Origin of the sequence: Haloarcula amylovorans (genome assembly GCF_004681185.1) — an archaeon.
Classification (GTDB): Archaea; Halobacteriota; Halobacteria; order Halobacteriales; family Haloarculaceae; genus Haloarcula; species Haloarcula amylovorans.
On record NZ_SRIF01000004.1, the window covers coordinates 1 to 25,143 of the forward strand.

22 protein-coding genes and 1 pseudogene are annotated in these 25,143 nt (G+C 63.2%); 9 read left to right on the forward strand and 14 right to left on the reverse strand.

Annotation, left to right across the window (positions count from 1 at the left end; translation table 11 throughout):
- The 5 genes and pseudogenes from E4S61_RS26730 to E4S61_RS15960 form a co-directional block, all read right to left on the reverse strand.
- A pseudogene (locus E4S61_RS26730) lies at positions 1 to 156 on the reverse strand (carbohydrate ABC transporter permease); the annotation flags it as partial.
- A 41-nt stretch (positions 157 to 197) separates the two neighbouring features.
- Complete coding sequence (locus E4S61_RS15945; RefSeq protein ID WP_135304958.1) at positions 198 to 1,625, reverse strand: extracellular solute-binding protein; 1,428 nt, start codon at positions 1,623 to 1,625, stop codon at positions 198 to 200.
- Between the two features lie 200 nt (positions 1,626 to 1,825).
- Positions 1,826 to 2,605 (reverse strand): HTH-type transcriptional regulator GlpR, encoded by a 780-nt coding sequence (glpR, locus tag E4S61_RS15950; protein ID WP_135304959.1) that lies wholly within the window; start codon positions 2,603 to 2,605, stop codon positions 1,826 to 1,828.
- A gap of 75 nt (positions 2,606 to 2,680) precedes the next feature.
- Complete coding sequence (locus tag E4S61_RS15955) at positions 2,681 to 3,517, reverse strand: class I fructose-bisphosphate aldolase (protein WP_135304960.1); 837 nt, start codon at positions 3,515 to 3,517, stop codon at positions 2,681 to 2,683.
- A 61-nt stretch (positions 3,518 to 3,578) separates the two neighbouring features.
- Complete coding sequence (locus E4S61_RS15960) at positions 3,579 to 4,361, reverse strand: SDR family NAD(P)-dependent oxidoreductase (protein ID WP_135304961.1); 783 nt, start codon at positions 4,359 to 4,361, stop codon at positions 3,579 to 3,581.
- A 1,068-nt stretch (positions 4,362 to 5,429) separates the two neighbouring features.
- On the opposite strand from E4S61_RS15960, the gene E4S61_RS15965 reads away from it, so the two are divergent.
- Both E4S61_RS15965 and E4S61_RS15970 read left to right on the forward strand, forming a co-directional pair.
- The gene (locus tag E4S61_RS15965) at positions 5,430 to 7,655 is read left to right on the forward strand and encodes an AAA domain-containing protein (protein WP_135304962.1); all 2,226 of its coding nucleotides are present in this window, start codon (positions 5,430 to 5,432) and stop codon (positions 7,653 to 7,655) included.
- Positions 7,656 to 7,955: 300 nt separating this feature from the next.
- Positions 7,956 to 8,591 carry a DUF4864 domain-containing protein gene (locus E4S61_RS15970; protein ID WP_135304963.1) on the forward strand — a complete coding sequence of 212 codons (636 nt, stop codon included), beginning with the start codon at positions 7,956 to 7,958 and terminating at the stop codon, positions 8,589 to 8,591.
- Positions 8,592 to 8,611: 20 nt separating this feature from the next.
- Here the strand turns inward: E4S61_RS15970 and E4S61_RS15975 are convergent, their stop codons facing one another.
- From E4S61_RS15975 to E4S61_RS15985, 3 genes are all read right to left on the reverse strand, one after another.
- Positions 8,612 to 10,309, reverse strand: a complete 1,698-nt coding sequence (locus tag E4S61_RS15975; protein ID WP_135304964.1) for an acyl-CoA synthetase — start codon at positions 10,307 to 10,309, stop codon at positions 8,612 to 8,614.
- Positions 10,306 to 11,490, reverse strand: coding sequence for a glycoside hydrolase family 88 protein (locus E4S61_RS15980; protein WP_167768540.1), 1,185 nt, complete (start codon positions 11,488 to 11,490; stop codon positions 10,306 to 10,308). Before E4S61_RS15980 ends, E4S61_RS15975 begins: the two co-directional genes overlap by 4 nt.
- Before the next feature lie 72 nt (positions 11,491 to 11,562).
- A complete protein-coding gene (locus E4S61_RS15985) occupies positions 11,563 to 12,759 on the reverse strand; it encodes a CaiB/BaiF CoA transferase family protein (protein WP_135304966.1) in 1,197 nt (398 codons plus the stop codon).
- An 89-nt stretch (positions 12,760 to 12,848) separates the two neighbouring features.
- On the opposite strand from E4S61_RS15985, the gene E4S61_RS15990 reads away from it, so the two are divergent.
- From E4S61_RS15990 to E4S61_RS16000, 3 genes are read left to right on the forward strand one after another with little or no spacing between them, the layout of a single operon-like run.
- Positions 12,849 to 14,084 (forward strand): ABC transporter substrate-binding protein, encoded by a 1,236-nt coding sequence (locus E4S61_RS15990; protein WP_135304967.1) that lies wholly within the window; start codon positions 12,849 to 12,851, stop codon positions 14,082 to 14,084.
- A 46-nt stretch (positions 14,085 to 14,130) separates the two neighbouring features.
- Positions 14,131 to 15,192, forward strand: a complete 1,062-nt coding sequence (locus E4S61_RS15995; protein WP_245180785.1) for a mannonate dehydratase — start codon at positions 14,131 to 14,133, stop codon at positions 15,190 to 15,192.
- A gap of 54 nt (positions 15,193 to 15,246) precedes the next feature.
- On the forward strand, positions 15,247 to 16,035 hold the full coding sequence (locus E4S61_RS16000) for an SDR family NAD(P)-dependent oxidoreductase (protein WP_135304968.1): 789 nt from the start codon (positions 15,247 to 15,249) through the stop codon (positions 16,033 to 16,035).
- 35 nt (positions 16,036 to 16,070) lie between these two features.
- On the opposite strand, the gene E4S61_RS16005 is transcribed toward E4S61_RS16000, so the two are convergent.
- Complete coding sequence (locus tag E4S61_RS16005; RefSeq protein WP_135304969.1) at positions 16,071 to 16,733, reverse strand: RraA family protein; 663 nt, start codon at positions 16,731 to 16,733, stop codon at positions 16,071 to 16,073.
- A gap of 90 nt (positions 16,734 to 16,823) precedes the next feature.
- Between E4S61_RS16005 and E4S61_RS16010 the strand changes: the two genes are divergently transcribed.
- The 3 genes from E4S61_RS16010 to E4S61_RS16020 are packed head-to-tail and all read left to right on the forward strand — an operon-like array spanning position 16,824 to position 19,397.
- Positions 16,824 to 17,825, forward strand: a complete 1,002-nt coding sequence (locus E4S61_RS16010; RefSeq protein ID WP_135304970.1) for an LLM class flavin-dependent oxidoreductase — start codon at positions 16,824 to 16,826, stop codon at positions 17,823 to 17,825.
- Between the two features lie 43 nt (positions 17,826 to 17,868).
- Complete coding sequence (locus tag E4S61_RS16015) at positions 17,869 to 18,894, forward strand: aldose 1-epimerase (RefSeq protein ID WP_135304971.1); 1,026 nt, start codon at positions 17,869 to 17,871, stop codon at positions 18,892 to 18,894.
- 44 nt (positions 18,895 to 18,938) lie between these two features.
- A complete protein-coding gene (locus E4S61_RS16020; protein ID WP_135304972.1) occupies positions 18,939 to 19,397 on the forward strand; it encodes a MaoC family dehydratase in 459 nt (152 codons plus the stop codon).
- 41 nt (positions 19,398 to 19,438) lie between these two features.
- On the opposite strand, the gene E4S61_RS16025 is transcribed toward E4S61_RS16020, so the two are convergent.
- A complete protein-coding gene (locus tag E4S61_RS16025) occupies positions 19,439 to 19,783 on the reverse strand; it encodes an L-rhamnose mutarotase (RefSeq protein ID WP_135304973.1) in 345 nt (114 codons plus the stop codon).
- Between the two features lie 159 nt (positions 19,784 to 19,942).
- Between E4S61_RS16025 and E4S61_RS16030 the strand changes: the two genes are divergently transcribed.
- Positions 19,943 to 20,908, forward strand: a complete 966-nt coding sequence (locus tag E4S61_RS16030; protein ID WP_135304974.1) for a mannonate dehydratase — start codon at positions 19,943 to 19,945, stop codon at positions 20,906 to 20,908.
- A 6-nt stretch (positions 20,909 to 20,914) separates the two neighbouring features.
- On the opposite strand, the gene E4S61_RS16035 is transcribed toward E4S61_RS16030, so the two are convergent.
- The 4 genes from E4S61_RS16035 to E4S61_RS16050 form a co-directional block, all read right to left on the reverse strand.
- On the reverse strand, positions 20,915 to 21,808 hold the full coding sequence (locus E4S61_RS16035; RefSeq protein WP_135304975.1) for an SMP-30/gluconolactonase/LRE family protein: 894 nt from the start codon (positions 21,806 to 21,808) through the stop codon (positions 20,915 to 20,917).
- A 64-nt stretch (positions 21,809 to 21,872) separates the two neighbouring features.
- Positions 21,873 to 22,703, reverse strand: coding sequence for an ATP-binding cassette domain-containing protein (locus E4S61_RS16040; protein ID WP_135304976.1), 831 nt, complete (start codon positions 22,701 to 22,703; stop codon positions 21,873 to 21,875).
- On the reverse strand, positions 22,700 to 23,707 hold the full coding sequence (locus E4S61_RS16045) for an ABC transporter permease (protein ID WP_135304977.1): 1,008 nt from the start codon (positions 23,705 to 23,707) through the stop codon (positions 22,700 to 22,702). The genes E4S61_RS16040 and E4S61_RS16045 overlap by 4 nt, the downstream gene beginning before the upstream one ends.
- Before the next feature lie 24 nt (positions 23,708 to 23,731).
- A complete protein-coding gene (locus E4S61_RS16050) occupies positions 23,732 to 24,949 on the reverse strand; it encodes a sugar ABC transporter substrate-binding protein (RefSeq protein ID WP_135304978.1) in 1,218 nt (405 codons plus the stop codon).
- Between the last annotated feature and the right edge of the window lie 194 nt (positions 24,950 to 25,143).

A 25,143-nucleotide genomic window follows, 5' to 3' on the forward strand; every position in this document is an offset into this window, starting at 1 on the left:
GAGGTACAGGTCGTAGGCACCGGGGAAGAAGGTGATCATCACCATCACCAGCACCATCGGTGCGATGAACCAGTACGGGAGGTAGTCGTTCCAGACGTCCCGGAGGCTCCCGAGGGCCGTGTCGTTCGCCGTTTCCGTTTTCGTTGGTGTACTCATTATGGTAGTGTGGAAAATATTGTGTCGGGTGGGACGTTCCGTTATCCGCTGTAAATGTCTTCGGCAACCGTTGCTGCCTTCTTCATCGCGTCCTCGGCGGATTTCTGACCGGCGATGGCACGCTGCAGTTCTTCGGAGTAGCGCTGGCCCCACTCTGGGTACTTGCGATCGAACGGGTCCGGCGCTGCGACCTGCAACGATTCGAGCGAGATCTGTGCGTAGTCCTCGCCGACTTTCGAGCGGTAGTCGTCGTTCTCCCAGATTGACTGGCGCACCGAGAACACACCGCTGCTCTCTGTATGCATCCAGAGGTCGGTCGGCTGGGAGGTTGCCCACAACATGAACAGGAACGCTTGCTCGGAGTTCTTGGCGTTCTTCGACGTGGAAATCTGCCAGTTGAACGCGTTCGGATTGAGCTCTCCGCCCTCGGGTTTGGGCACTTTCGCGATTCGGACGGTGTCGGCGACGTTGGACTCATCGTTGGTCAGTCCGCCCCAGAACATATTGGCGTCGGCGACGATGTGACCAGTCCGACCTTCCGCCATTGTCGCTTGAACGTCGGACCACGTCTGGCTCGACGCACCTTCCGGTCCGTAGTCTTGGAGCAGTTTGCTGTACCAGTCCGCCGCCTCGATGACGCCCTGGCTGTCGAGACCAGAGTCGTTCGGGAACTCGGTCCAGAGCTTGGTCCCTTTCTGTCGGAGAAGCGTGTTCAGGATGTAGATGTTCATCCCGTAGCCCTTCTGCCCACGGCCGGCCGTACCGACGATATCGGACTCGTTCTCGTGGATGACCTTCGCGTTCTCTCGATGCTGTGCCCACGTTTCTGCGACCTCGAGGCCGTGCTTCTCGTAGAGGTCCTTCCGGTAGAACTGGGTCTGGACCTCGACCGTAATCGGTAGCCCGGTCCAGTTGTCGCTGTAGCCACCGCCGTGGGCCTGCCACCGCGACGCCTCGAAGAGGTCGTCGGGCTTGTACCAGCCCTCGTCGTAGAGGCTCCCGTCGTTGAAGTACGGGTCGAGCGGCTGGATCCACCCCTCCTCGCGGAACTGATTGACGACCTGGTCCATGAAGAAGACGTCGAACTGTCCGGCCCCGGTACTCACGTCGGTCTGTCGCTTGGTCCGGAACTGCTGTTCGGGCAGGATATTCCATTTGACGTCGATCCCCGTCAGTTCCTCGAAAACCGGGATGGCGGGCTTGATGGCGTCTACCCACGGATGCTGGACGGCACCGATGTTTATCTGGTCACCCTCGAACTGTTGCCACTCGATATCGGCACTATCGTACTCGCTCAGGGGAATCGCGAGGTTGTCTGAGTCGCCACCAGTGGAACTGTTACCCGACCCGTCGCCGGTCGATCCACCGCCACTCGAACCGTCGCCACCTCGCGTGCACCCGGCGAGCCCGCCGAGTATCCCCACACCTGTCGCTTTGATGAACTTCCGTCTGGTATTGTCAATTGGCATGTTCTGCTACCACATGGTGGACAATGGTATTATAACATTTAATCCTTGCCATCTCATCGACCGTTACGCCGTCACAGACGGCAGAACACTGCGAAAGAGGAGGAGATTTTGCGTAATTAGCTCTGCGCGGTGAACCGATTGGTTAGTTTTTATCGCAGCGGTAACCGCTTTCGCGGAAAGCAACCGATGATTTCCGCGCTTCAGCCGTATGCTCCGGACTCGAATACGCCTTCGACGAGCTCCGTCTCGTCGAACAAGTCGCGGTACCCTTCGGGCACACGTGCGTCAGTGACGAGGAGGTCGATATCCTCGACCGACCCGAATCGGCGGAAGCTCTGCTCACCGAACTTCTCTGCGACAGTGACCACGACAGTCCGCGCCGAGTGCTCCACGACGAGCTGTTTGATCTTTGCTTCGGACTCGTTCGGTGCCGACAAGGTGCCATCGGCGCCGATACCGTTGACGCCGATGAACGCGAGGTCGAAGTTGGAATTGCCGATATAATCCTCCGTCGTCGGCCCGATCAGCGCTTTGGTCTCGTTTCGGTACTCTCCACCAGTCATTTTCACCGTCCCGTCCGATTTCGACAACTCGAGCACTAACATGGGAGAGCTCGTGACGGCGATGATCGAATCATCGTCTGGAGCTGCCTTGGCGACTTGCATCGTGGTCGTCCCGGCATCGAAGTAAACGACGTGGCCTTCCGCGATTTCCTCGACGGCTCGGTCGGCGATCGCTTGTTTGCGCTCTAAGTTTTGGATGAGACGCCGATTGAACGACCGTTCGATACCCACGTTCGTCGTGGGAACGACGCCACCGTGTGTTCGCTCGACGAGGTTTCGCTTGGCGAGGTCACGGAGGTCACGTCTGATGGTCGATTCTGACACGTCGAGACGGGTAGCCAACTCCTCGACCGAGAGGCCCCCGTGCTTTGTGACTAACTCCGTGATGGACCGACGACGTTCTTCGGGGGTAGTCACGGGTCAGCACCCCGAAGCCGGTCCGTTCGTTGCACCGATGCGGTTAGCATGCCTACGCGTAACGGCGACTCGTATTTAGGTTTCTCGCCCGCCTGTGACGGCGGCTGGTGCGTCGTCCCACACTTCCTCGACGGACGCGCCGTCGTGGACGATGTCCATGAGCGCGGAGACCGTTCGCTCCGGGTCGTCGGACTTCCAGATGGTGCGGCCGATCATCAGGCCGCGGGCACCGGATTCCATGGCTCCCTCGACGGATTCCAGCATCGCGCGGGTGGTGCCGGTGGCCGGGCCGCCGAGAATCATTACGGGGACCGGCGAGTTCTCGACGAGCGGCTCGAACGTCTCGACGCTACCTGTATACGGCGCTTTGAGGATGTCCGCGCCGAACTCCCAGCCCATGCGCATCGCGTCTTCGACGAACTCGACGTCCGTCTCCAGCTTGTCCGGGACGCGTCGGCCCCACATGACCGGCTCGACGACCAGCGGGATGTCGGTCCCGCGGAGGTCCTCGGCGAGTTCGGCGATATACTCGACGTTCCGGCGGAACGTCTCGGTGTCGTCACGGCCGAACACGAGCACCGTCTTGACCCCAACGGGGTCAAGTTCCGCGAGGAACTCGGCGTCGAACGCTGGCGTCCAGAGATCCTTATCGTGGTCTCGGCCCGGGCTGGTCGACCACGTCACAACGTCCGCCGTGAGGACGACGTCGACGTCAGCCTCCGCGAAGCGGTCCTGGTAGTGACGGGCCATGTGCGGCCCAACGAGGACACCATCCGGTTCGCCCGCGAGGACCTTGTCGATAGTCTCTATTGGGTTCTTGAATCCGTCAGGCGCACCGAGGCTGAGTCCGTGATCTAGCGCTACGACGACTGCGTTCCCCGACGGAGTGTCGAGGAGTGTCTCTGTACTCATTGGCTCCAGTTAATCAGTATGAACCCATCCACATAACTATTCTCCTACCGGGCGATGACAATCAGATTATTCGCCACCCTCCATCGACCATCAACACCTCGCCAGTCACGTAATCGGCGTCGTCACTGGCGAGGTAGAGGGCCGCACCGGCAACATCTTCTGGTGTGCCCGCGCGGCCGGCCGGGACCGGTTTGATGAGTTCGTCTTTCGCCGCTGCCGCGGGCGCGTCCTCCGACCAGCCGTCGATGAACTCGGTAGCTATCTGTCCGGGCCCGACTGCGTTCACCCGGATGTCGTGGTCTGCCAGTTCGAGTGCGGCACCACGGGTAATCATCTTGACCGCGGCCTTCGTCGAGTCGTACTGTATCTGGTCGCGCTGGGCGACGAACGAACTGATCGAGGCCGTATTGACGATTGCCCCATCGGTCCCGCGGTCGATCATATCCTGTGCTGCGGCTTGACAGCCGAAGAACACTCCCTTCGCGTTGACCTGGTGTATCTTCTCGAACTCCGCTTCGCTGATCTCGAGCAGCCCGCCGCCGATGAACAGTCCTGCGTTGTTCACCATCACGTCGACACCGCCGTACTCTCGGGCGCGTTCGACGACCGCACGAATGTCGTCGGCGTCCGAGACGTCCGTCTGTACGAACTCAGCGGTGCCACCTTGCTCACGGATGACCTCGTGGGTTGGCGTCTCTGCGGCCTTGGGTTCGGGTTCGATGTCGGCGTTGAGGACCGTTGCCCCCGCGTTGGCGAATCTACTGGCGATTTCTCGTCCGATTCCAGAGCTCGCTCCGGTGACGACGACGGTATCTCCGTCGAAGTCTGAACTGTAGTCGGGCATCAGCACATACTCGGTCGAGATACACGTTAAATATTTGGGTGAGCGCCAGACCGTGCGTTTCTCCAAAACACGGGGTCGCCCACTCACAATCATTTCTCCTCGTTTCTTGCTGATTCGTCTAGCAAATGCCCAAAATCAACACCAATATAGGGGATTGGTAACAAGGCACATTCGATGCAGTAGTAGCATCCGCCGATTCAATCATTGACAATCCAGAGGGGGCGTGAAATCTTTTGACTGATATAGTATTAGTTTAACAGATAATGTGAAGCATCAGGTATAGGTCCGGTTGTTTTACCCGCTCGTCGACCAGCAGCCGATGAAAGCCAAGTCGACTGTCGTGTAGCTCCGAGTCGGTACACAACTGGTCGTGTCGTGTCTGTTCTGGTTAACGGAGAGATCTCCTCGACGACCATGGCGATAACAGATGTACACTTGTCCCCGAAACTGGTGGAGTCACCGAGCTCTCGATCACGTGAATACCCTTCCACTCGAATTTGTATAACGTATGTACGTATGTTATTCAATCGAGACAACTCAGACCCTGACCGAAGTCGAGTTTCAGCAGTATCTTCTCGACTTGGCATCTGATACAAATATTTTCGGATACTATCTCAGTGTACGGTTATAGACGTAGGATTTACAGAGAGAAATATCTCTATTGTCGTTTGTATACGGTAAATATATCATATGTGGGAATACTATCGGAGTATCCACCTCCAACATTCTTTATCTAATTATATACTGGTCACTTTCGAATCTGAAATGTTCTATGTGCAGATATTTTTGGTCTACTATAGCCATTTTCCGAAGTAGCTGCGTCGTGACCAACGGAAAAGCGACGATTACTGAAGAATATACGAGAATCTCGGTTGTATTCGTGCCGAGGGACGTTCCCTTCGGCAGCGTCAAAAGGTCGGGAACGGCACGCCTGACGACCGTCAGTCACTGACAGGCTGGTCTGTGTCGACCGGCCACTGTGACCTGGGCCGATAGCGGACGCGATCGAGACGCTAGGCTGCGTGAAGTACGTACAGTTTTAGTCTATAGGGGCAAACCAGGTGACAGATGTCGCTCCTGTTCGACCACGTCATCGGGCAGTTCGAACTCGGGGAGACCACACTGTACGCGGCTACCGAGGAAGACCTCGAGGATGGTGGTCCGGTCGTCCCCGCGCGGCCAATCGCCGAGTTCGCAGACAACCACGCGTCGCTGTCCCATCCCACCGAGGAGTGGACGTGTATCCCGCTCCACGATGCGGACTCGGCGATTCCCACCGGGTCGTTCGTGGCCTTCACTGACCACTCGATACACGGCCCGATATTCGTCTTCGAACGCGACGGGGAACGCGACTTCGTCGAGGTCGACGCGTTCGGTGAGACGCGGCTGGCCGATCGCGTCCGATTCTGGCACTCCGATTTCGTCCCCGACACCTACCCACCGACGTACGACTCCCCGATAGACGACAGCGAACCGCCACGAAACCCAACCGACGGAACGCTCGTCGAGGGATTATTCGACCACGTCGAGCGCGAACGCGCGGCGACTCGGGCGGAAAACCGAGAGCAGACAGAGCGTCGTTCGCCGGCCGCTATCTACGACGACGGCGGCGACGCCGTCCCCGAACTCAGCTCAGTCGGTGCCGACGGCGACGGCGAATACCGATTCCGAGTGGAGCTCCCCGAACATCTCGAAAACCGCCGCGACGGCGACTGGGCGTACTTCGTCGAGTCGGAGTTCGGCATCTACGAGGGCAACGAGGTGTTGCTTCACGGGGTGGACGAACGTGCTGACGGTGGTTCCTTTCCCATCGAGGCGATGGTGAAACGCATCCGGGGGCTGAATCTCTGGGTGACCGTCGACTGGTCCGACGTGGACGGGGCGACCAACGTAGGGAACGAACTCTCGAACGGCGATGAGACGTACGGTCTCACGGCGCTGTTGAACCCGGTCCCGTTCGACCGCGAGCGGAACGCGATCGAGGAGCTGCGAGACCACCCGTTTCGGGCGGTTCTGTCCGGCGAGCGCCCGATTACGTTCACCAACGGTGCGGCCGCACGGAGCGACCCCTTCGACGACGAACTGAACCAGGAACAGCAACTGGCGGTCGAACACGCGCTCCTGGCGGACGACCTGCTGTGTATCCACGGGCCGCCCGGAACGGGGAAGACGCGCACGCTCGTCGAGATCGTCCGCCGAGCCGCCCAAGCCGGCGAGAGCGTCCTCGTCTGTGCCGATTCGAACCAGGCCGTCGACAACCTCCTCACCGGCTCTTCGACAGCCGACGACCCGGATCCGAGGTCGTTGCACGCCTACGGACAGCACGGCGACGGGGAGTTCACCCTCGACCGCGTGAACGCGGGGCAGTCGTCGAACGCCGTCGTCTCACGCAGGTACACCGACGTTCCCGGGCGGGCCGAAGTCGTCGCAGCGACGAACAACAGCGCCGCGACGCTGGCCCGGGAGTTCGACCTTCTCGTCCTCGACGAGGCGACCCAGTCCACCTGTACGGCCTCGTGTATCCCGCTAGCCCGGTCGAATCGCGTCGTCCTCGCGGGGGACCACCGCCAGCTCCCGCCGTATAGCGCAAGCGAGGAGCCGCCGGAATCCAGCTACGGCCACTCGCTGTTCGAACACCTCTACGCCGACGGCGGCGTTTACGACGGCGTCGGGCTCCAGTTACAGACGCAGTATCGGATGCACCGCGACATCGCGTACTTCTCGAACCGGCGGTTCTACGACCGAACGCTACGCAACGGCCGCAGTATCGACGCGCTGCCCGACAGACCGGCAATCGAGGGGTACAACGTTGGCGGCCGCGTCGAGACGGTGGACCACTCGAAGGCCAACCCGACGGAGGCTCGCCTCGTCGCCCACGTCGTGAGCGAGTTACTGGACGACGTTCCCGCCGACGAGATTGGCGTCATCACGCCCTACACCGCACAGGTGGCCCGAATCAGGCAGGTGCTCGCCGACGCAGTCGGCCCTGCCGACCGCATCACGGTCGATACCATCGACTCCTTTCAGGGCGGGGAGCGAACCGCGATCGTCCTCTCGCTCGTGCGGAGCAACGGCGACGGCGACGTCGGCTTTCTGGGTCGACCAACGGACGGCCCGCGTCGCTTGAACGTCGCGCTGACGCGCGCGAAACGCTACTGTGCCATTGTTGCCGACTGGCACACGCTTCGGTACGACGCCGACGGCAAGTGTACAGACCTTTACGGCGAGTTCTATCAGTTCTTCGAGAACACCGACCGGTTGAACGCTGTCGACCCCGAGTTTATCCCGATCTAGTCGTTCGTTGGCGTTTCGAACGATAGGCTCTTCACCGACATACATTCTGCGCCGATTTGGAAGTAAAATAACCAAAATAGGAATAGAAAAACAAATATTAGTAATGTGTGGCGGTCACGTAGCGACCACGGTTGCTAAGCCCTCGCAGAGACGAGCCGTCACTCGAATATTGCTGTTACTTGTCTTCGCCTGAAGCTGAACCATCCATCTAACGCGAACGGGACCGTGTGCCGATCGACTATCGACCGAACTGGGCGAGACGATGCCAACATCGAAGTCTCCGCGCTACCTTGGTAATATATGGCACTCGCTGGCTGGAATCCGTCGCTCGCGCTCGTTGCCCTCGTCTGCTTAGCCGGGTGCGGGTCGCTGTTCGGTGGGGGCGCGGACACGACGGGGGCGGGCGTAACGCCAGCGCCGGTTCCGGACATCGAAACGACGGCACGCGCGCCCGCGGCCGACGCCAACGGACGAGCCTTGGCTGGAGGTATGAACGCAGAGACGGGACCGAACGGGACGACGATCACTACCGCCCGTACCGTTGCCCAGCCCCGCTATCTCTCGCTCCGTCCGAACTGCGAGCGACCGCCCGGGTTGGTCGTCCACATCCAGATCAACGCGCTTCGGAACAACGACCCGGCGACGAACGAGGGAATCAACACGACGTGGCAGTTCGCAGCGCCGTCGAACCGGGAGGCGATCGGATCGTATGCGAACTTCGTCGACGTCGTCACGAACCAGTATCGTCCGCTGCTGAACGCGTCGACAGTCACCTACGAGACGCTCGAACGGCGGGGCGGACGCGCCTCCCAGCGAATCGTGGTGAGTGATGGCAACGAGACGACGGCGTACACGTGGTATCTCGAACTCCAGACGATTCAGACGACGGAACCGTACGGTGGGTGCTGGATGACGACCGGCGTCGTCGCCGAGTGAGGACTCGCCTGCTCGCCCACTTAGCTTCGGTCGCCACTCCCGCGTGAGCGGTCGGTCTTGTCGGTTCTAGTGGTCGGCAACGCGTCGACGAACTCGATCCGTCGGGGGCGTTTGTGCTTTCCCAATCTCTCGGCGACGGCCGACTGCAGTTCGGCCGAGAGGTTGGCGTCCCCCGTCGTGCCGTCCGTCGGGACGACGGTAGCGACGACCCGCTCACCCCGGTCCGGGTCAGGTTCGCTCCCGACGAGCGCCGCCACGACGGCGGGGTGCGCTTCTAGCGCCGTCTCGACTTCGAGCGGACTGATGCGGTAGCCCGCGCTGAGAATGAGGTCGTCCGCACGGCCGAGGTGGACGAGCGTTCCGTTGGCACGGAACCGACCCACGTCGCCGGTCCGCAGCAGGTCGTCGTCGAGAACAGCCTCGGTAGCTACCGGCTCGTCGAGGTAGCCCTGCATGACGACGGGGTCAGGAAGCGCGACGGCGATTTCGCCGGTTTCGCCGGTCGGTACCGCCGCGCCAGCCTCGTCCACGACGCGTATCTCGTGGCCGGGGTACGGCCGTCCGAGTCCGTCGTCGGTTCCGGGGTAGACGCGCTTGCACTCGCCGATCAGCGCGTTGGCCTCGGTCTGGCCGTACGACTCGTTGACCGTCGCACCGAGACGTTCTTCGGCCCAGTCAGCGAGCGTCGGGGGTAGGTGCTCCCCGCCGCACATCACCGTGTCGAGATCAGGAACGTCCGCTGGCGACGGGTCTGTCTCCTGACGTATCGCTCGCAGCGCCGTCGGCGGCAGAAACGTGTGGGTCACCGATTGCGCTCTCACGAGCGAGAGCGCCGCTTCGGGGTCGAACCCGCGCCGCCGCACCGACGAGACGACCGTGCCGCCGAGGGCGAGCGTCGGAAACACCACGTCGAACAGCGCGCCCGCCCACGCCCACTCCGAGGGCGTCCAGACGCGGGCGGCGCGGGCCTCGCTCTCCTCGAATAGTCCGAACCAACAGTGATAGCCCGGCAGTGACCCCAAGAGGTAGCCGTGGCACTGTACCACGCCTTTCGGGTCACTCGATGTCCCCGACGTGTACAGCACGAACGCGGGGTCGTCAGGTGCCGTCTCGACTACCGGTGACTCGGCCGACCGGTCTTCGTTTCCGACGAACGCACGCAATCCGCCCAGCGGCCCGTCGTCGTCCACTCGCACGGGTATCGTCGTCTCGGGAGCCGTGTCTGGAACGCCCTCGGCCGCTTCCCAGCGCTGTTCGTCCACGACGAGCGCCGCCGCGTCGCTGTGGTCGAGCAGGTAAGAGAGCGCATCGTCGCCGAGCAACATGGATACCGGGACGACGACGCCGCCGAGACGGAGGACGGCCAGTTGGCTCACGACGAGTTCCGGACACTGCGGGAGACAGACGGCGACCCGGTCGCCCGCCTCGATACCGTCGTGGCGTAGTCGGTCCGCGAATACCGCCGACGCCGCCGACAGATCGCCGTAGGTGAGCGTGCGGACCGGTGCTGGATTCCCATCGCCGTCGTTCGTGTCACGGCTGTCGCTCCGCTCGTTCGATTCTGGAACGTGTTGCAGGGCGATGGCTTCGGGATCGTTCGACAGGGCGTGGTCGGCGACGTTGTAGGTCGACGGAATCTGCCACGCGAATCCCTCGATTAACCCCTCGTAGCTCTCCGGCGCGCTCGGCAACTCGTATCCGGTCCATGGGCCGCTCATGGGTCCAGGACCGTTGCCAGCGTCTCGGCCAGATAGTAGTTCGTCCAGACGAGCTCTGTGTCGACGGCGTAGTTCCCGGGGCGGTTGAAACAGCCCTGCGTGACGCGCCCGTAGGCATCGTCCTTGGAATCCATAACGAGATACTCCACTACGAGCGAAGCGAGTACGTCGTGTCCGAACGCACGGAGGTCGGCGACAGCGTCGTCGTCTCTGGGGAGGAATCGAAGCAGGCCGTACGCCGAAATCGCCGCCGTGCTGGTGTCCCTCGGTTCTTCTTCCGGGTTCGGCACCTCGAAGTCCCAGCGGGGGACGCCGTCGGACGGTGCGTGTTCGCGGTAGTACTCGACGTGCGATTCGAGGGCGCGTCGATAGCGGGTCGCACCGGTCGCTCGGTACGCATTGGCGAGGCCAGCGATGCTCCACGCCTGTCCGCGCGCCCAGCAGGTGTCGTCGCCGTGGGCCAGTTCGTTGTACTGCCGTTCGAGTGCCCCGGTCTCGTCGAAGACGGCGTGGTGCCACGTCTTCCCCTCGGGGCGGACGTACCAGTCGAGGTGTCGGTCGGCGTGCGAGACGGCGGCGTCGCGAAACCGCGGGTCGCGGGTCTCCTCGTAGGCGCGCCACAGTACCGACACCGCCGTGTAGAGGTTGTCCACCGCGCCGATGCGGTCGCCCGGCGGCCCGTGATCGGAGCCGGGACCGCGGAACTGTTCGGGCCCTTTGATGGCTAGCTTCCCGAGCGGTATCTGGCGCGCCCCCTCGTGAAACGCCGCGCGCATCGCGTCCGCGCCCGCCAGTCCGAGGCCGAACAGCCCCCGGTCGTCGCTGTGGTCGTAGCCGCGAAAGCCGGCGTACAGGAAGTTCATCCCGCAGAACATGGAGTCTCGGGGCATATACGCCCGCATCGTCTCGGTGTGGCCGCGTGCGGCCCGCTCGAACCGCTCGCTGTTCATCGAGGTGTCGTCCTCGGCGAACGCCGCGGCGCGCCAGAGCAGGCCTATCCAGTGGCCGCCACACCAGTTCCCGTTCGCCGTCGTCTCCCACCGATTGCCGTCACGGTCGTAGACGTAGGGAAATCGGTCGCCCGTCGCGTCGAGCGCCGTCCCAACGCGATGACAGAGGGCCGCCAGCGCCCGACGGTACTCTTCACCGCCGATGCTCTCGCCGTTGGCGTCCGTTGACATACCTCGTGTTTGCTGGCCGGCGATATTGAAACTACCCCTCGACGGCATTTTCACGTCACTCTGTCCGGCGGTTCAATCGACCATTCCGCCGACGACGCCGTCGCTCGCCAACCGCTCCCGCTCCGAATCGTCGTATCCGAGTTCGGTGAGTATCTCGCCGGTGTGCTGTCCGGGCGTCGGCGGCGGCGACCGGATGTCTCCGGGAGTCTCCGACATCTCGACGGGGATACCGACGGTGGTGAACGTCCCCGACTCGGGGTGGTCGAGTTCGACGAGCAGTTCGTTGTGCTCGACCTGCGGGTCCGCGGCCACGTCGTGGAAGTCGTTGACTTCGGCGGCCCACACGTCGGCTTCGAGGAGGGCCTCCAGCAGTTCGTCCGCCGGCTGCTCGCGGGTGTACGCCTCCAGCGTCCGCTTTATGTCGTCGCGGTGCTCGAACGTCGCCTCGGCGGTGTCGTACTGCGCCAGCGACGGTAAATCGAGCGTCTCGGCTATCGCCGCCATCGGTGCCATCGCGATCGCTACGTAGCCGTCGGCCGCCTCGTAGACGCCGTAGGGACCGCCGAGCCACGCCTGCGCGATGCCCTCCTCGCTGCGCTCGAACTCGACGTCCATGTTCAGGGCGGCCGTCACCTCCTGACACTGGAAGTCGATGGCGGCGTTCAGCAGGTTCGCTTCGACGTGTTGCCCTTTACCGGTCCGCTCCTTGTGAAACAGCGCGAACATCGTGTGCAGGGCGATGAGCATCGCCGAGTGTTCGTCGACGACGGCGGTTCCAGCGGGCGTCGGCGGGTCGTCCTTCCGCCCGGTGTAGTTCGCCAGCCCGCTCATCGACTGCAAGAGGAGGTCCTGTCCCGGCCGTTCGGCGTAGGGGCCGTCGCTCCCGAACCCCGACCCCGAGACGTAGATGATCTCCGCGTTGACCTCCGTTACGTCGTCGTAGCCGAGGCCGAACGTGTCCATGACGCCAGGACGGAAGTTCTCGACCAGCACGTCGGCCTCCGCGGCGATGTCCAGCGCCACCTCGCGGCCCTCGTCGGATTTCAGATCGAGCGTGATGCTGCGCTTGTTGCGGTTCATGGCGAGGAAGAAGGGACTGACGCCGTCGAGCAACTGGCCGCCGGCCTCCAGGTCCCGCTCCCACTCGCCGCCGAGGCGCTCAATTTTGATTACGTCCGCGCCCATGTCCCCGAGTTTCTGGGTCGCCCACGGCCCCTGCATCATCTGTGTGAAATCCGCGATAGTTACGCCCTCTAGTGCACGCTCCATAGCAGGCATACGCCCCGCTTCGGCCATAAACGTTCGTGGGTGTGTCACATGCCGACAGGATTAATGCGACAACTCACGTCACTCTCACTATGCCGACGCTCCGACTCGTCGGCCGCCCGTTCGAGGGGTTCGAGAACGCCTTACAGCGACAGATGGACTCCTTTACGGCGACGGCCGACGCCGACGTGACGTTCGAACGCGACCACCGACCGCTTCCCGAAATCCACGAGGAGCTGCTCGCGACCGGCGACATCACCGACGGCAGCTACGACCTGTTTCTCTGTCTGAGCGACTGGCTTCCGATGGTCGCCGACGCGGGCTACGTCCACCCGCTGGAGGACCACCTCGCCGACTCGCCGCCCGACGGCTGGCCGGACGGGTGGGCAGAGAGTCTGCGTAACTTGATGGCCTACGAGGGTATCACCTACGGCGTGCCGTACCACGACGGCCCGGAGATCTTCCACTACCGCGAGGACTTATTCGAGAGCGTCGCCGAGCAACGCGCGTTCCGCGAGGAATACGGTCGTCCGCTCTCGGTACCCCGAACGTGGGACGAGTTTCTGGAGGTCGCGGAGTTCTTTACGCGCCCTGAGGAGGGCCTGTGGGGCACTGTCGTCGCGGCGAAACCTGATGGCCACAACGACGTCTACGACTTCTGCATCCAGCTGTGGAGCCGCGGCGGGCAGTTGCTCGACGAGAATGGCCGACCCGCCTTCGACAGCCCCGAAGGACGGGACGCGCTCCGGTACTACCACGACCTGATCCACGAACACGAGGTCGTGCCGCCGGAGTCTATCGAGATGGAGAGCGTCGAGACTGGGCAGTTCTACGCCGACGGGAAGGCCGCGATGATGTGGAACTGGTCGGGGTTCGGCGCGATGGCCGAGGCCACCGACTCGGCGGTGTTCGGCCGGACGAACTACGGGCTCATCCCGCGAGCCGAGACGCCCGCTGGCGAGCACACCTCGTTGACGGTCTGCTACGGCCTGACCGTTCCGAAGGGGAGCGAACATCCCGACCTCGCGTACGACTTCATCCGTCACGCAGCCTCGGCGGAAAACGACAAGATCACGACGCTCGAAGGGGCCTCTGGCACGCGCTTCTCGACGTGGCGCGACGCCGAAGTCCTCCGGGCGAACTCGTTCTACTCTATCGTCGAGGAGGTGAACACCGGCCCGGTGAACACCCTCCCGCGGATTCCGGCCTCCCTCGAACTGAACGAGATACTGAACGAAATGGTCGAGGCAGTGGTCGTCGAGCGGTCGCTATCCGCCGAGGACGGCCTTGCTACGGCGTCCGAACGGGCGAGCGACCTGCTGGTATGACCGCAGTTCGGGGAACGCTTATGCTCTCCTTGGCAGAGATATACATATGAGCCAATCTAGCGCCAGCGATAGCGACGGCGAGTCAGTAGACTTCGACGCCCTCCCGATGCGCGTCGGCCTCGGACAGTTCATGGACCCGACCGAGGAGAAACTCCGCTTCATCAAGCAACTCGGCTGCGACGACATCCTGTTGAACATGTATCGGTACTCCCCCGATTACCCGCACATGCCGGACAACGAGCGAATTCCCCTCGAAGGCGACGAGGAGTGGAGCTACGAGAATCTGGTCGAACTCCGCGAGCGAATCGAGGCTGCCGGTCTCCGTCTGAACGCTATCGAGAATATCCCTATCTCCTTCTACGACAAAATCATGCTCGGCGAGGAGGGCCGCGAGGAGCAGATGGAACACGTCAAAGCGACGGTTCGCAACATCGGTCGGGCGGGCATCCCGATGTTCGGCTACCACTGGATGCCCAGCGGCGTCTGGCGAAACACCGAAGTTGCCGTCCGCGGTGGCGCGGGAGCCTCCGGATTCGACGGCGATGCCGTCTCCGACGAACTCACCCACGACCGAGAGTACACCGAGGACGAACTGTGGCAGAACTACGAGTACTTCCTCGAAGAGCTTCTCCCCGTCGCCGAGGAGGCGGGCGTGAAGCTGTGTCTCCATCCCAACGACCCGCCAGTATCGTCACTCGGCGGCGTCCCACAGCTGTTCCGCAACTTCGAGAACTTCAAGCGGGCGATGAACCTCGTCCCCAGCGAGAACCACGGGCTGGAGTTCTGCTTGGGTTGTTGGTCCGAGATGGGCGAAGATCTGGCGGAAGTCATCCGCTACTTCGGCGAGCGAGAGAAACTGTTCTACGTTCACTTCCGCGACGTCGAGGGAACCGTCCCGAAATTCAACGAGACGTTTATCGACCAAGGGAACTACGACGCCTACGAGATTCTCTCCCTGCTCTACGACGTGGGCTTCTCGGGACTGGTTATCCCCGACCACACGCCCCACGTCGAGGGCGACACCGACTGGGACCACCGCGGCCGCGCCCACGCCGTCGGCTACCTGAACGGGATGCTGATGGCGATTCGTCACGAACGAGGGGAGTAATCGCCCGCTTCTCGGCGGACTCAATCTTAAGGCCGTGGCCGACGACGACCTGCTATGGCGGGCGAGAGACACATCGACCGGACAGTGATCGTGACCGGCGCGGCCAGCGGTATCGGGCGCGGAATCGCTACACGCTTCGGTGAGGAGGGCGCGAACGTCGTCGTCGCCGACGTGCGCCGCGACCCGAAACAGGGCGAGAAGTACGACACCGACGTGACGACGCCGACGGACGAACTCCTGACCGACGAGACGCCCGGCGACGGAACGTACGTCGAGACGGACGTGGGCGACCCGGAGAGCGTCGAGGCGATGGTCGAAGCGACGGTCGACACGTACGGCGGCGTCGATGTCCTCGTCTGCAACGCCGGCATCCAAATTGTCGGGGACTCCCAATCGACGACCGTCGAGGAGTGGCGACGATCCATCGACATCGACCTGAGCGGCGCGTTCTACTGCGCAAAGTACGCAGTCCCGCACCTGAAAGAGAGCGAGGGACAAATCGTCAACATCGGCTCCGTTCGGGGGTTCGAAGGCGGCGGCGGCCCGCCCTACGCCGCGGCGAAGGGCGGCGTCGTCAACATGACCCGCGATTTGGCGATGGAACTGGGGGAGGCTAACGTCCGGGTGAACTGCATCAACCCGGGCTACGTCGAGACGCCGTTACAGGACATCGTCACCGAGGAAGACATGGCCAAGTCCCGCGAGCAGACGCTCCTCCCGCGCTTCGGAACTCCCGAGGACATCGGCGACGCGGCGGTGTTTCTCGCGAGCGACGAGGCGGGGTTCATCACGGGTGCGAATCTCGCCGTCGACGGGGGATGGCTGGCTCACAGCGGCCTCTGAACTCCCCGTTACGGCTACGACCGCTCTCCCGTCGCTCAGAAGACGCCGTACTCGTCGTAGGCGTCTATCGGTGCGGTCCCGTCTCTGACCGCCTCGCGGACTTCGTTCTCAGTATCGGCGAGTTCCTCGGCCGCTTCGAGGACCGAGACGCGGACGGACTCGGGGACCACCACGACACCGTCGACGTCGCCGAGAATCACGTCGCCGGCAGAAACGGAGACGCCGCCGACGACGGCCTCATCGCCCCAATCGAGTATCTCCCACCGCGGAACGGCGTCGGCGGGCGTGCGGTAGCGCGAGAAGACGGGAAAGTCCTCCCCCAAGATGTACGCCACGTCGCGGACACCTCCGTCGATGACCGCGCCGCGAGCGCCCTGTGCCTTCAGCGAGACGACCGAGAGTTCGCCGAGGTGGGCGGCCCGGTCGTCGTTGGTCTGATACGCGAGGACGGCGTGTTCGGGCGCGTCGCCGAGCATCTGGAGGATGTTTCGCATGTTCTCGTCGGGATCGACGCTCCGGTTCGGCCGGCCCTCGACGGGGTAGGCGACGCCGGCCGTGGTCATCCCGTCCTGTAACGGCGCGATTTCCGGGGAAAGCGTCTGGTCGGCCAGCCCTCGGTCGTCGAGCACGTCTACGACGGCACCGGGATACAGCTGTTCGTAGCGGTCGCACAACTCGCCGAGTGACGGGTCGGTCATACTCCCGAACTGTTTGGAACCTACAAGAAGCTACCTTCGAACGGGCGGACACGCCCCAACAATTATTCTCTCTGGGGCCGCAGTCGGCCTATGCAGTTCGATTGGATGGTGCAGTGTTACGCAGGCGCAGGGGTCCACCGGGACACTCCGATGCTCGACACTGTCGAACGAGAGACGGTATTGCACGGCGTAGACGCCGCGGTGGACGCGGGACTTTCGGGGCTGTGGGCTCCCGACCACTTCATGCTCGGGCCGAAAGCCGAGGAGTACGAGGTGTGGACGCTCCTCTCGGCGCTGGCCGAACGAACCGACGATGTGGACCTCGGGCCGCTGGTCGGCTCTATCACCTATCGGAACCCGGCGCTGTTGGCAAAGATGGCGACGACGGTGGACATCCTCTCGGAGGGCCGCCTCCGACTCGGACTCGGCGCCGGCTGGCACGAGGAGGAGCACCGCGCCTACGGCTTCGACTTCCCCGACATCGACACGCGCATCGAGATGTTAGAAGAGGGCGTCCAGCTAATCAAGGCGATGTTCACCGAGGAAGAACCGAGCTTCTCCGGCGACCATTACACTATCGACGCGGCACTGAACAATCCCAAACCCGTGAGCGACCCGCACCCGCCCATCGTCATTGGCGGGGCCGGTCCGCGGATGTTGCGGCTTATCGCCCGCCACGCAGACGAGTGGAACGTCGAGATAAGCGCGAGAGCGCGGGGCAAGCCCATCGAGTTCAAGGTCGAGAAGTTCGACGAGTACCTCGAAGCAGAGGGCCGCGACCCCGCCGACGTGGAGCGGTCGTGGCTTGCGCACGTCCTCGTCCGCGAGGACGAGGCCGCCGTCGAAGAAGCCGTCGAGAACATCTTCCCGCTGCCGTGGGGCGAGGAGTCGGACATGGACGAGACGCTCGACGACGCCGAGGACGCCCGCGAGAAGGGAAGCATGCTCATCGGCACGCCCTCGCAGGTCGCCACGCAAATCGAGCGGATTCGGGACCTCGGGTTCGACAAGCTCCAGTTGATGTTCCTCGATTTCCCCGACACGCAGGGGATGGAGCTGTTCAGCGACGAGGTCATGCCCGAGTTCCGGTGAGCGAGGGCCGGAGAACGATGTCACAAAGCGGTACCATTCCTACATGACCTGCACGATAACAGACGAGTACGAGCGCCGGGGTCTCGACGCCGTCTTTCTGGAGAACGACCACCTCCGGGTCGAACTGTTGCCCGGTAAGGGCGGCGACGTCACGGAGATACGCGACAAGCGCACCGACACGAACGTCCTGTTCGAAGCGCCCCACGAATGGCGCGCGCCGGCGACCGGCACCGTCGGCGCGCCGGACGGCGCGTACACCTTTCTCGACCACTACCCCGGTGGATGGCAAAGCGTCCTGCCGGGCGCGGGCGGCCCGTCGTCGGCCCACGGCGCGCCGCTCGCGCTCCACGGCGAGTCGAGTCTCGTCCCCTTCGAGACGTGGATTCTCGACTCGGGACCGGAGCGCGTTGCGGTCGAACTCACGGCCTCGCTCACCAGATACCCGTTCGACCTCGAACGTGAAATCTCGCTCGCCGCCGACGAGTCGGTACTCGAAGTGACCGAACGGGTGACCAATACCGGCACGGTACCGGTACAGTACTCGTGGCTCCAGCACATCGCGCTCGGCGAACCGCTCGTCGCCCCCGAAGCCTCGCTGTCGGTGCCCTGCGAGACGGTCCACGTCGACCCAGACCAGACGAACGGCACCGCTCGGCTGCCGCCCGGCGAGACGTTCGAGTGGCCGGTCTGTGAGACAGACGGCGGCCCGGTAGACCTCCGGGAGTTCCCGCCCGCCCCCGAGCGAGTCCACGACCTCGTGGCGCTCGCGGACCTCTCGGAAGGGCGGTACACGCTCTCGAACCCGGAACTCGACCTCGGCGTGACCGTCGAATTTCCCGAATCGCTGTACGAGTACCTCTGGTACTGGCAACCGCTCGGCGGGTTCGAGGAGGCACCCTTCTTCGGCCGGAACTACAACGTCGGGCTGGAGCCCTGCACGTCGATTCCCAACGCCGGTCTCGACGCCGCCGTCGAGAACGGGACGGCCAACGAGTTGGGGCCCGACGAAACCGTCGAATCGACCGTGCGGTTGTCGACGCACCGAGCCGAGCGGTCGACGCCGGAGTGAGACGGCGGGGTGGCTTTATCTACCGCTCTGCCGAACGGGACCGTATGTCAGCGCCGTCAAAGGACACCCACCGGTACTTCGAGGAAATCGAGGCGGGAGAGACCTACAGCGTCGAGGATGCCCGGACGATCACTGAGGCAGACATCGTCAATTTCGCCGGACTCTCGGGCGATTTTCACCCGTTACACATGAGTAAGACCGCAGGCGAGGAGTCGGATTTCGGCGAGCGAATCGCCCACGGCAACCTCGTGTTCTCGGTGGCGGAAGCGCTCGTCGCCGACATGAACCCGCGGTCGTTCTCGTATGGGTACGACTCGCTCAGGTTCGTCAATCCAGTACCCATCGGGACGACACTGTCCGTCCACCGCGAAGTCGTCGAGACCGAGGAGTACAACGACTCGCTGGGACGCGTCGTCTATCAGTACGAAGTGACCGACGGCGAGGAGACGCTGTTGGTCTGTAAGCACATCACGCTGGTCGAGCGACGAGACGCCGGGGCGTAGATTCGTGCGCGTCGGCGGCGTGTCTGCGTGGCCCGCTCCTGTCACTCCCCGTCGGGTTCGAACCGCCAGATACGGTCCATGAAGGGGATGCCCGACTCCGGGTCCGCGTCGGCGTCGACGCCCGACTGCTTGAACTGGCCCGTGTAGCGCTCCCAGTCGGCCACTTCCTCGTCACCGTCGACGGCGTCGAGGTACGCGTCGAGATCATCGCATTCCAGGATGCAGACGGCGACGTCGTCGCGGACGTACAGTTCGAACTCCTCGACACCGCCGCGTTCCATCGCGTCGGTCACCGCGTCGGGGACGTCGTCGTGGGCCTCGACGTAGGCTTCGCGCTGGTCGGGGTCGAGTCGCTGGACGTAGACCGCTCGCTCTGTCTCCGGCATAGCCGAAGCGACTCCCGGCGAGCCAATGAGTGTTACGGCGTCTCACGGCCCGCTCCCGAACACTCCTTATCTACCGACCCGACGGGAACTCGGCGTGGCCCGCAGTGTCGAGACTGTTCAATCCGAGAGTATTAGTGTCACGGCGACGGCTACTCGTCTATGGTTTCGCCTGCACTCATTCTCCCCCCGGAGCCCGATGAACGCTGGCAGCTGGCCAAACAGATGGGCGTCCAGCAGACGGTCATCCATCCGCTGGAAATCGGCAACGGCCGCACTCACTGGTCCTACGACGACCTGCAAGGACTGGACAACTGGCTCACGGACGCCGGGCTCGAATTTTCCGTCCTCGAAGGCTCGGTTCCCATCTCCGACCGGGTGCGCGTGGGGGCGGACGGACGAGACGCGGACATAGAGGTGTTCAAACAGTTCCTGCGTAACTGCGGGGAGGTCGGCATCCCCGTCGTCGCCTACGACTGGATGGCCGGTGTCCGCTGGGCACGCACCGCCGCCCACGTCGAGTCCCGCGGTGGCTCCTACGTCACCGAGTTCGATATCGAGAAGACGCGGGGCGGCCCCGAACCGTTCCCCGACGTGACCCACGAGGACGTCTGGGAGGCGCTCGAATACTTTGTCCAAGAGGTGACGCCTGTCGCGGAAGAAGCGGACGTGAAACTCGCGCTTCACCCGGACGACCCGCCCCGCGAGTCGCTGCGCAGCACGCCGCGCGTCGTCGGCAGCGTCGAGGCGTACGACCGCGTGCTCTCGGCCTACGAGAGCGAGCACAACGGCCTCACGTTCTGTCAGGGGAACTTCGCTGCGATGGGGGCGGACATCCCCGAGGCCATCGAGCACTTCGGCGACAGAATCAACTTCGTCCACTTCCGAGACGTCGAGGGAGACGCCGACCACTTCGTCGAGACGTGGCACGACGACGGGCCGACGGACATGCTGGCGGCGATGCGCGCCTACGAGGACTACGTCGGCGCGGACGTGCCGATGCGGCCCGACCACGTCCCGACGATGGCCGGCGAGGACAACTCCAACCCCGGCTACCACACGAAGGGGCGGCTGTTCGCTATCGGCTACATGCGCGGTCTGCGAGAACAGGCCCATGCAGATCGATAGCCCTTCTCAGACCTCGATGTCCGACCGGAACTCCTCGCGGCCCATCACGCCGAGATTGAGGCGGTAGAGGCTCCCCGCGCCCTCGCCTTCTGTCTCGCGCGTCTCGACGCAGGCGGTCGTCACGTAGGCCGTCTCGTAGTCCTCGCCGCCGAACGTGACCGACGACACCTTCCGCGGGTCGAACTCGACCGTCGTTTTGCGGGTCCCGTCCGGGGCGAAGCGAATCAGTTTGTTGCCGTCCCAGAACGCCGACCAGACGTGGTCCTCTCCGTCGACGGTCATCCCGTCCGGATATCCCTCGATACCGCTCGCGTCGAGGAACGTCTCGGGGTCCGAGATCTCGCCGGTCGCGCGGTCGTAGTCGTAGCGGTAGATGTACCCCGGCGAGTCCGGATCGACCTCGGCGGTGTCGGTAAAGTAAAACTGCGAGCGGTCGCCGGTGAAGCCCATCCCGTTCGGGAGGACGCACTCGTCTATCAGTTCGAACGTCCCGTCGGTGTCTAATCGGTATAGCTGCCCGGGTAGGTCGCGCTCCGTATCGGGCATCACGCCGGCGAAGACGCGGCCCTCGGGGTCGGCGATGACGTCGTTGAACCGCTCGTGAAATCGCTCCGGCTCCGGTTCGACGACGGTGTCGACCGCGCCCGTCGTCTGGTCAAGTCGGCGTACCGCGCCCCATTCCTGAAACAGCAGTAGCGACCCGTCTGTCTGGAACGTGAACCCGCCGATACGCTCCTCGCCGTCCTCGTAGACGAGTTCGTGGTCGTCGGCCGCCGGGTCGTAGCGGTAAATGCGTCCCTGCGGGATGTCGGCCCAGTAGAGCAGCTCCTCGTCGGGGTGCCACAGCGGTCCTTCGCCGGTCTCACACTCGATATCGACGACGAGCTCCGGTCGTGTCATACTCGACGTCTCGCCCCAGTAGACCGTAAACGTGTCTGTCCCAGCGAAAAACCGAACGCGGCGCTCAGTCGTCGTCCAGCCGACCGTCGTTAAGCGTCCCGGTAGTCATCAGTTCGTTCAGCTCTTCGAGGTCCGTCTCGCTCGGTTCGAGCGTCCCGACGAGCGACCCCCGAAACAGGACGCCGATGCGGTCGGCGTGTTCGAGGACGGACTCGATGTTGTGGCTGACGATGATGATGGTGATGCCCTCGTCGGCGAGTTTGTCGACGGTGTCTTGGACGAGGCGGGTCGCGTCGACGGAGAGGGCGCTCGTCGGTTCGTCCAAGATGATGACGTCCGGGTCGAACGCCAGCGCGCGGCCGATGGCGACGAGCTGGCGCTGGCCCCCCGAAAGGAACTCGACTTCTGTCCTGATGTCCAGGTCGCGTCCGAGCTGGTCCATCATTATCTGTTCGGTGCGCTCGTACGTATCGTCCCAGTCGATGACCTGCAGCGGGCCGAACCCCTTGCGTGGGAACTGGCCCATGAAGATGTTCGTCGCGATGTCGAGGTCGTTCATCAGCGCCAGGTCCTGATAGACGGTCTCGATGCCGTTGTCCCGGGCGTCCGAGGGGTTGCTGAAGTGGACCTCGCGGCCGTCTTTGTAGATCCTGCCGCTCGTGGGCTCGTGGACGCCGCTGAGGACGTTCATCAGCGTCGACTTCCCCGCGCCGTTGTCACCGACGAGCGCGTATATCTCGCCCGGTTCGACCGCTAGCGAGACATCTTCGAGAGCGACGATGCGGCCGAACTGCTTCGTGACGTCTTCGACGCGAATCTTCGGCTCCGTCGTCCGGTCGCGGTCGGCCTGCTGGGCCGACTCTTCCCCGCTCGTGGGGCTGTCCTCGACGCTCATACCGCACCACTCGCGAGGATGCGAGAGCGAATCTTGCTCTGCGTGCTGTACAGCAGGATAGCGACGAGCAGGACGATTCCGTTTATCATCTGTATCTGGGTGGCCCCGACGGCGGGGCTGTTGTTCAGCGCGGACTGGACGAGCTGGATGAGGATAACCCCGCCCAGCGCGCCGGTTATCTTCCCGCGGCCGCCGAACAGGCTGATGCCGCCGATGACGGCCCCGGCGAACGCCTGGAACACCAGCCCCTCGCCGATGAGCGGCGGGACGACGCCGACGAACCCGGTCAGCATCAATCCGGCGATGGCCGACAGCAGGCCGCTAATAGTGTAGATGACGATGATGAGTCGCTCGGTGTCGATGCCCACCTCGCGGGCCGAGACCTCCGAGCTTCCGAGTGCGTACACCGACTGGCCGAAGGAAGTGTAGCGCAACACCAACCCGAAGACGAGGAACGCCAGCAGCATGACACCGATAGCGAGGTCGGGCGTTCCGCCAACTTGGACGTACAACCGTGGAAGTCCAGTCACGGGTTGGGTCTGCATAGCCGTCTTCGCGCCCTCGAAGATGATGAGGAACGCAAGCGTTTGAAGGAACGGGTTAAGACCAACCTTCGCTATCATCACGCCGTTGGCTAACCCGATGATAGCGCCGGTCACCAGGATGACGCCGAACCCGACCCACGGGCTGGTCGTGACGGCCCAGCAACTCGGACACGTCCCGAGCAACATCCCGGTGAACATCGCCGAGAAACCGGCGATAGAGCCGATCGAGAGGTCGAAGTGCCCGGAGAGGAGACAGAGGCTCTCGGCGAGGACCAACAAGCCGATCGGAACTGCGCCCCACAGTATCAGCTGCATCGACCGGAACGTCTGGGGGACCGTCAGGAAGATTCCAATGATGACGATGCCCAGAATCGGCCATATCATGTTGTCCAGTAGCGTCAGCGCTACGTCGTCTCGATCGCCGACCGTCCTGCCGATGAAACCTTGTTCAGTAGACATTTTTTGGGAGGAGAGTCGGAGTCGTTAGCCCCAGATGTTGCCCCAGAGATACGGCTCGTCGTAGTTCTCTTGGGTGATCACGACGCTGTTCGTCCTGAACCATGGGTGGCCGTTCTGCTCTCGCATGATACCCGGCTCCCAGATGGGCTCGGACCACATCTCGACACCCTTGTGGTTTCCTGTCTCGACGCTGAACTGGTCGGACGTGACTTCGCTCTCCACTTCGGGGATGACGCTCTGGTCGTTGCCCGCCTCGACGTACATCTTCATGTACTTCAACGCGATGGGGTTGTAGAAGTAGTTGGGCTGGTCGACGGCGGCATCGATCGTTCCGTCACCGACGAGCGGGTTGACCTCGGGGCTCCCGTCCATCTGCGTCAGACAGATGTGGCCCTCTTCGCCCTTCGGGACCAGCATATCGAGGTTGCGAACCGCCTGCACGACGCCGAGTCCCATCGAGAGGTTCCCCGAGTAGATGCCATCGACGCGTCCGTTGGAGTTGATCCACTCTTGGACGGTCCGCTGGGCGACGTCACGAGCGTACTCACCGTTGAGCGTCTGGACGACTTCGACGCGGTCGTTCTCGGACATCACGTCGAGGAACCCCTGTGAACGCTGGTTCGCCGACTGGTTGCCCTGCACACCGCGGACGTTCAGCACACGCCACGTGTCCTTGTCCGGATACTGCGATTCGAGTGCTTTGACCATCTGTTCGGCCGAACTCGCCCCGCCGTCGTAGTTGCTGAAGCCGACGTAGAGTGGTATCTCGGAACTGGACGTGTCGGCGTTCGTCGCAAACACTGGTGTCCCGCCCTCTATCGCCTGATTGATTGCTCCCTCAGCAGCACCCGTCTGCCAGACGCCGACGAGGATGCCGTCGTAGTCGCCGTTGGCGAACTCGCGGATGTCCTGGACCTGTTTCTGTGCGCTCTGCTGGTTCGGGCGGACGTCCAGTTGGATGCCCTGGTCCTCGGCGTAGAACCGCGCGGCCTCGATATACGCCGTAATCCAGGCCCCACCCCGAACGTACGCGGTCATGCCAACCTTCTGCAGACTGCCGCTGCCGCCGCCGCCGGTACTCGTGCCGGTGGTTCCGCCGTCGCCACCGGTCCCGGTCCCGCCGTCACCACTGGTACCACCGTCGCCGCCGTCGCCACCGTCACCGCCACACCCGGCGAGCGAAACCGTGGTGATCGTCGCTCCAGTCGCCTTTAAAAACTTACGTCTGGTATTGTCAGACATACCTACCTACAGTAGCGAACGTTCCTACATAAATGTTGTTGAACATCAGATGCCCCGTTGACCTATCGAGTCCGGCGGATTGGCACGGCAATCACGCTTCGTGAATTCGTCTTATTGTCGGCAGAGTTTCAATACAGTGCCCGCCACGAACAGCGCCTCTCGACATCCGCTCGATTCCACTGTCGGTAGGTTCT

What these genes read in the sequence shown, in the direction of transcription:
- E4S61_RS15945 (WP_135304958.1), bottom strand. Translation starts at nt 1,625, where the DNA reads ATGCCAATTGACAATACCAGACGGAAGTTCATCAAAGCGACAGGTGTG.
- E4S61_RS15955 (WP_135304960.1), bottom strand. Translation starts at nt 3,517, where the DNA reads ATGAGTACAGAGACACTCCTCGACACTCCGTCGGGGAACGCAGTCGTC.
- E4S61_RS15960 (WP_135304961.1), bottom strand. Translation starts at nt 4,361, where the DNA reads ATGCCCGACTACAGTTCAGACTTCGACGGAGATACCGTCGTCGTCACC.
- E4S61_RS15965 (WP_135304962.1), top strand. Translation starts at nt 5,430, where the DNA reads ATGTCGCTCCTGTTCGACCACGTCATCGGGCAGTTCGAACTCGGGGAG.
- E4S61_RS15970 (WP_135304963.1), top strand. Translation starts at nt 7,956, where the DNA reads ATGGCACTCGCTGGCTGGAATCCGTCGCTCGCGCTCGTTGCCCTCGTC.
- E4S61_RS15975 (WP_135304964.1), bottom strand. Translation starts at nt 10,309, where the DNA reads ATGAGCGGCCCATGGACCGGATACGAGTTGCCGAGCGCGCCGGAGAGC.
- E4S61_RS15980 (WP_167768540.1), bottom strand. Translation starts at nt 11,490, where the DNA reads ATGTCAACGGACGCCAACGGCGAGAGCATCGGCGGTGAAGAGTACCGT.
- E4S61_RS15985 (WP_135304966.1), bottom strand. Translation starts at nt 12,759, where the DNA reads ATGGAGCGTGCACTAGAGGGCGTAACTATCGCGGATTTCACACAGATG.
- E4S61_RS15990 (WP_135304967.1), top strand. Translation starts at nt 12,849, where the DNA reads ATGCCGACGCTCCGACTCGTCGGCCGCCCGTTCGAGGGGTTCGAGAAC.
- E4S61_RS15995 (WP_245180785.1), top strand. Translation starts at nt 14,131, where the DNA reads ATGAGCCAATCTAGCGCCAGCGATAGCGACGGCGAGTCAGTAGACTTC.
- E4S61_RS16000 (WP_135304968.1), top strand. Translation starts at nt 15,247, where the DNA reads ATGGCGGGCGAGAGACACATCGACCGGACAGTGATCGTGACCGGCGCG.
- E4S61_RS16005 (WP_135304969.1), bottom strand. Translation starts at nt 16,733, where the DNA reads ATGACCGACCCGTCACTCGGCGAGTTGTGCGACCGCTACGAACAGCTG.
- E4S61_RS16010 (WP_135304970.1), top strand. Translation starts at nt 16,824, where the DNA reads ATGCAGTTCGATTGGATGGTGCAGTGTTACGCAGGCGCAGGGGTCCAC.
- E4S61_RS16015 (WP_135304971.1), top strand. Translation starts at nt 17,869, where the DNA reads ATGACCTGCACGATAACAGACGAGTACGAGCGCCGGGGTCTCGACGCC.
- E4S61_RS16020 (WP_135304972.1), top strand. Translation starts at nt 18,939, where the DNA reads ATGTCAGCGCCGTCAAAGGACACCCACCGGTACTTCGAGGAAATCGAG.
- E4S61_RS16025 (WP_135304973.1), bottom strand. Translation starts at nt 19,783, where the DNA reads ATGCCGGAGACAGAGCGAGCGGTCTACGTCCAGCGACTCGACCCCGAC.
- E4S61_RS16030 (WP_135304974.1), top strand. Translation starts at nt 19,943, where the DNA reads ATGGTTTCGCCTGCACTCATTCTCCCCCCGGAGCCCGATGAACGCTGG.
- E4S61_RS16035 (WP_135304975.1), bottom strand. Translation starts at nt 21,808, where the DNA reads ATGACACGACCGGAGCTCGTCGTCGATATCGAGTGTGAGACCGGCGAA.
- E4S61_RS16040 (WP_135304976.1), bottom strand. Translation starts at nt 22,703, where the DNA reads ATGAGCGTCGAGGACAGCCCCACGAGCGGGGAAGAGTCGGCCCAGCAG.
- E4S61_RS16045 (WP_135304977.1), bottom strand. Translation starts at nt 23,707, where the DNA reads ATGTCTACTGAACAAGGTTTCATCGGCAGGACGGTCGGCGATCGAGAC.
- E4S61_RS16050 (WP_135304978.1), bottom strand. Translation starts at nt 24,949, where the DNA reads ATGTCTGACAATACCAGACGTAAGTTTTTAAAGGCGACTGGAGCGACG.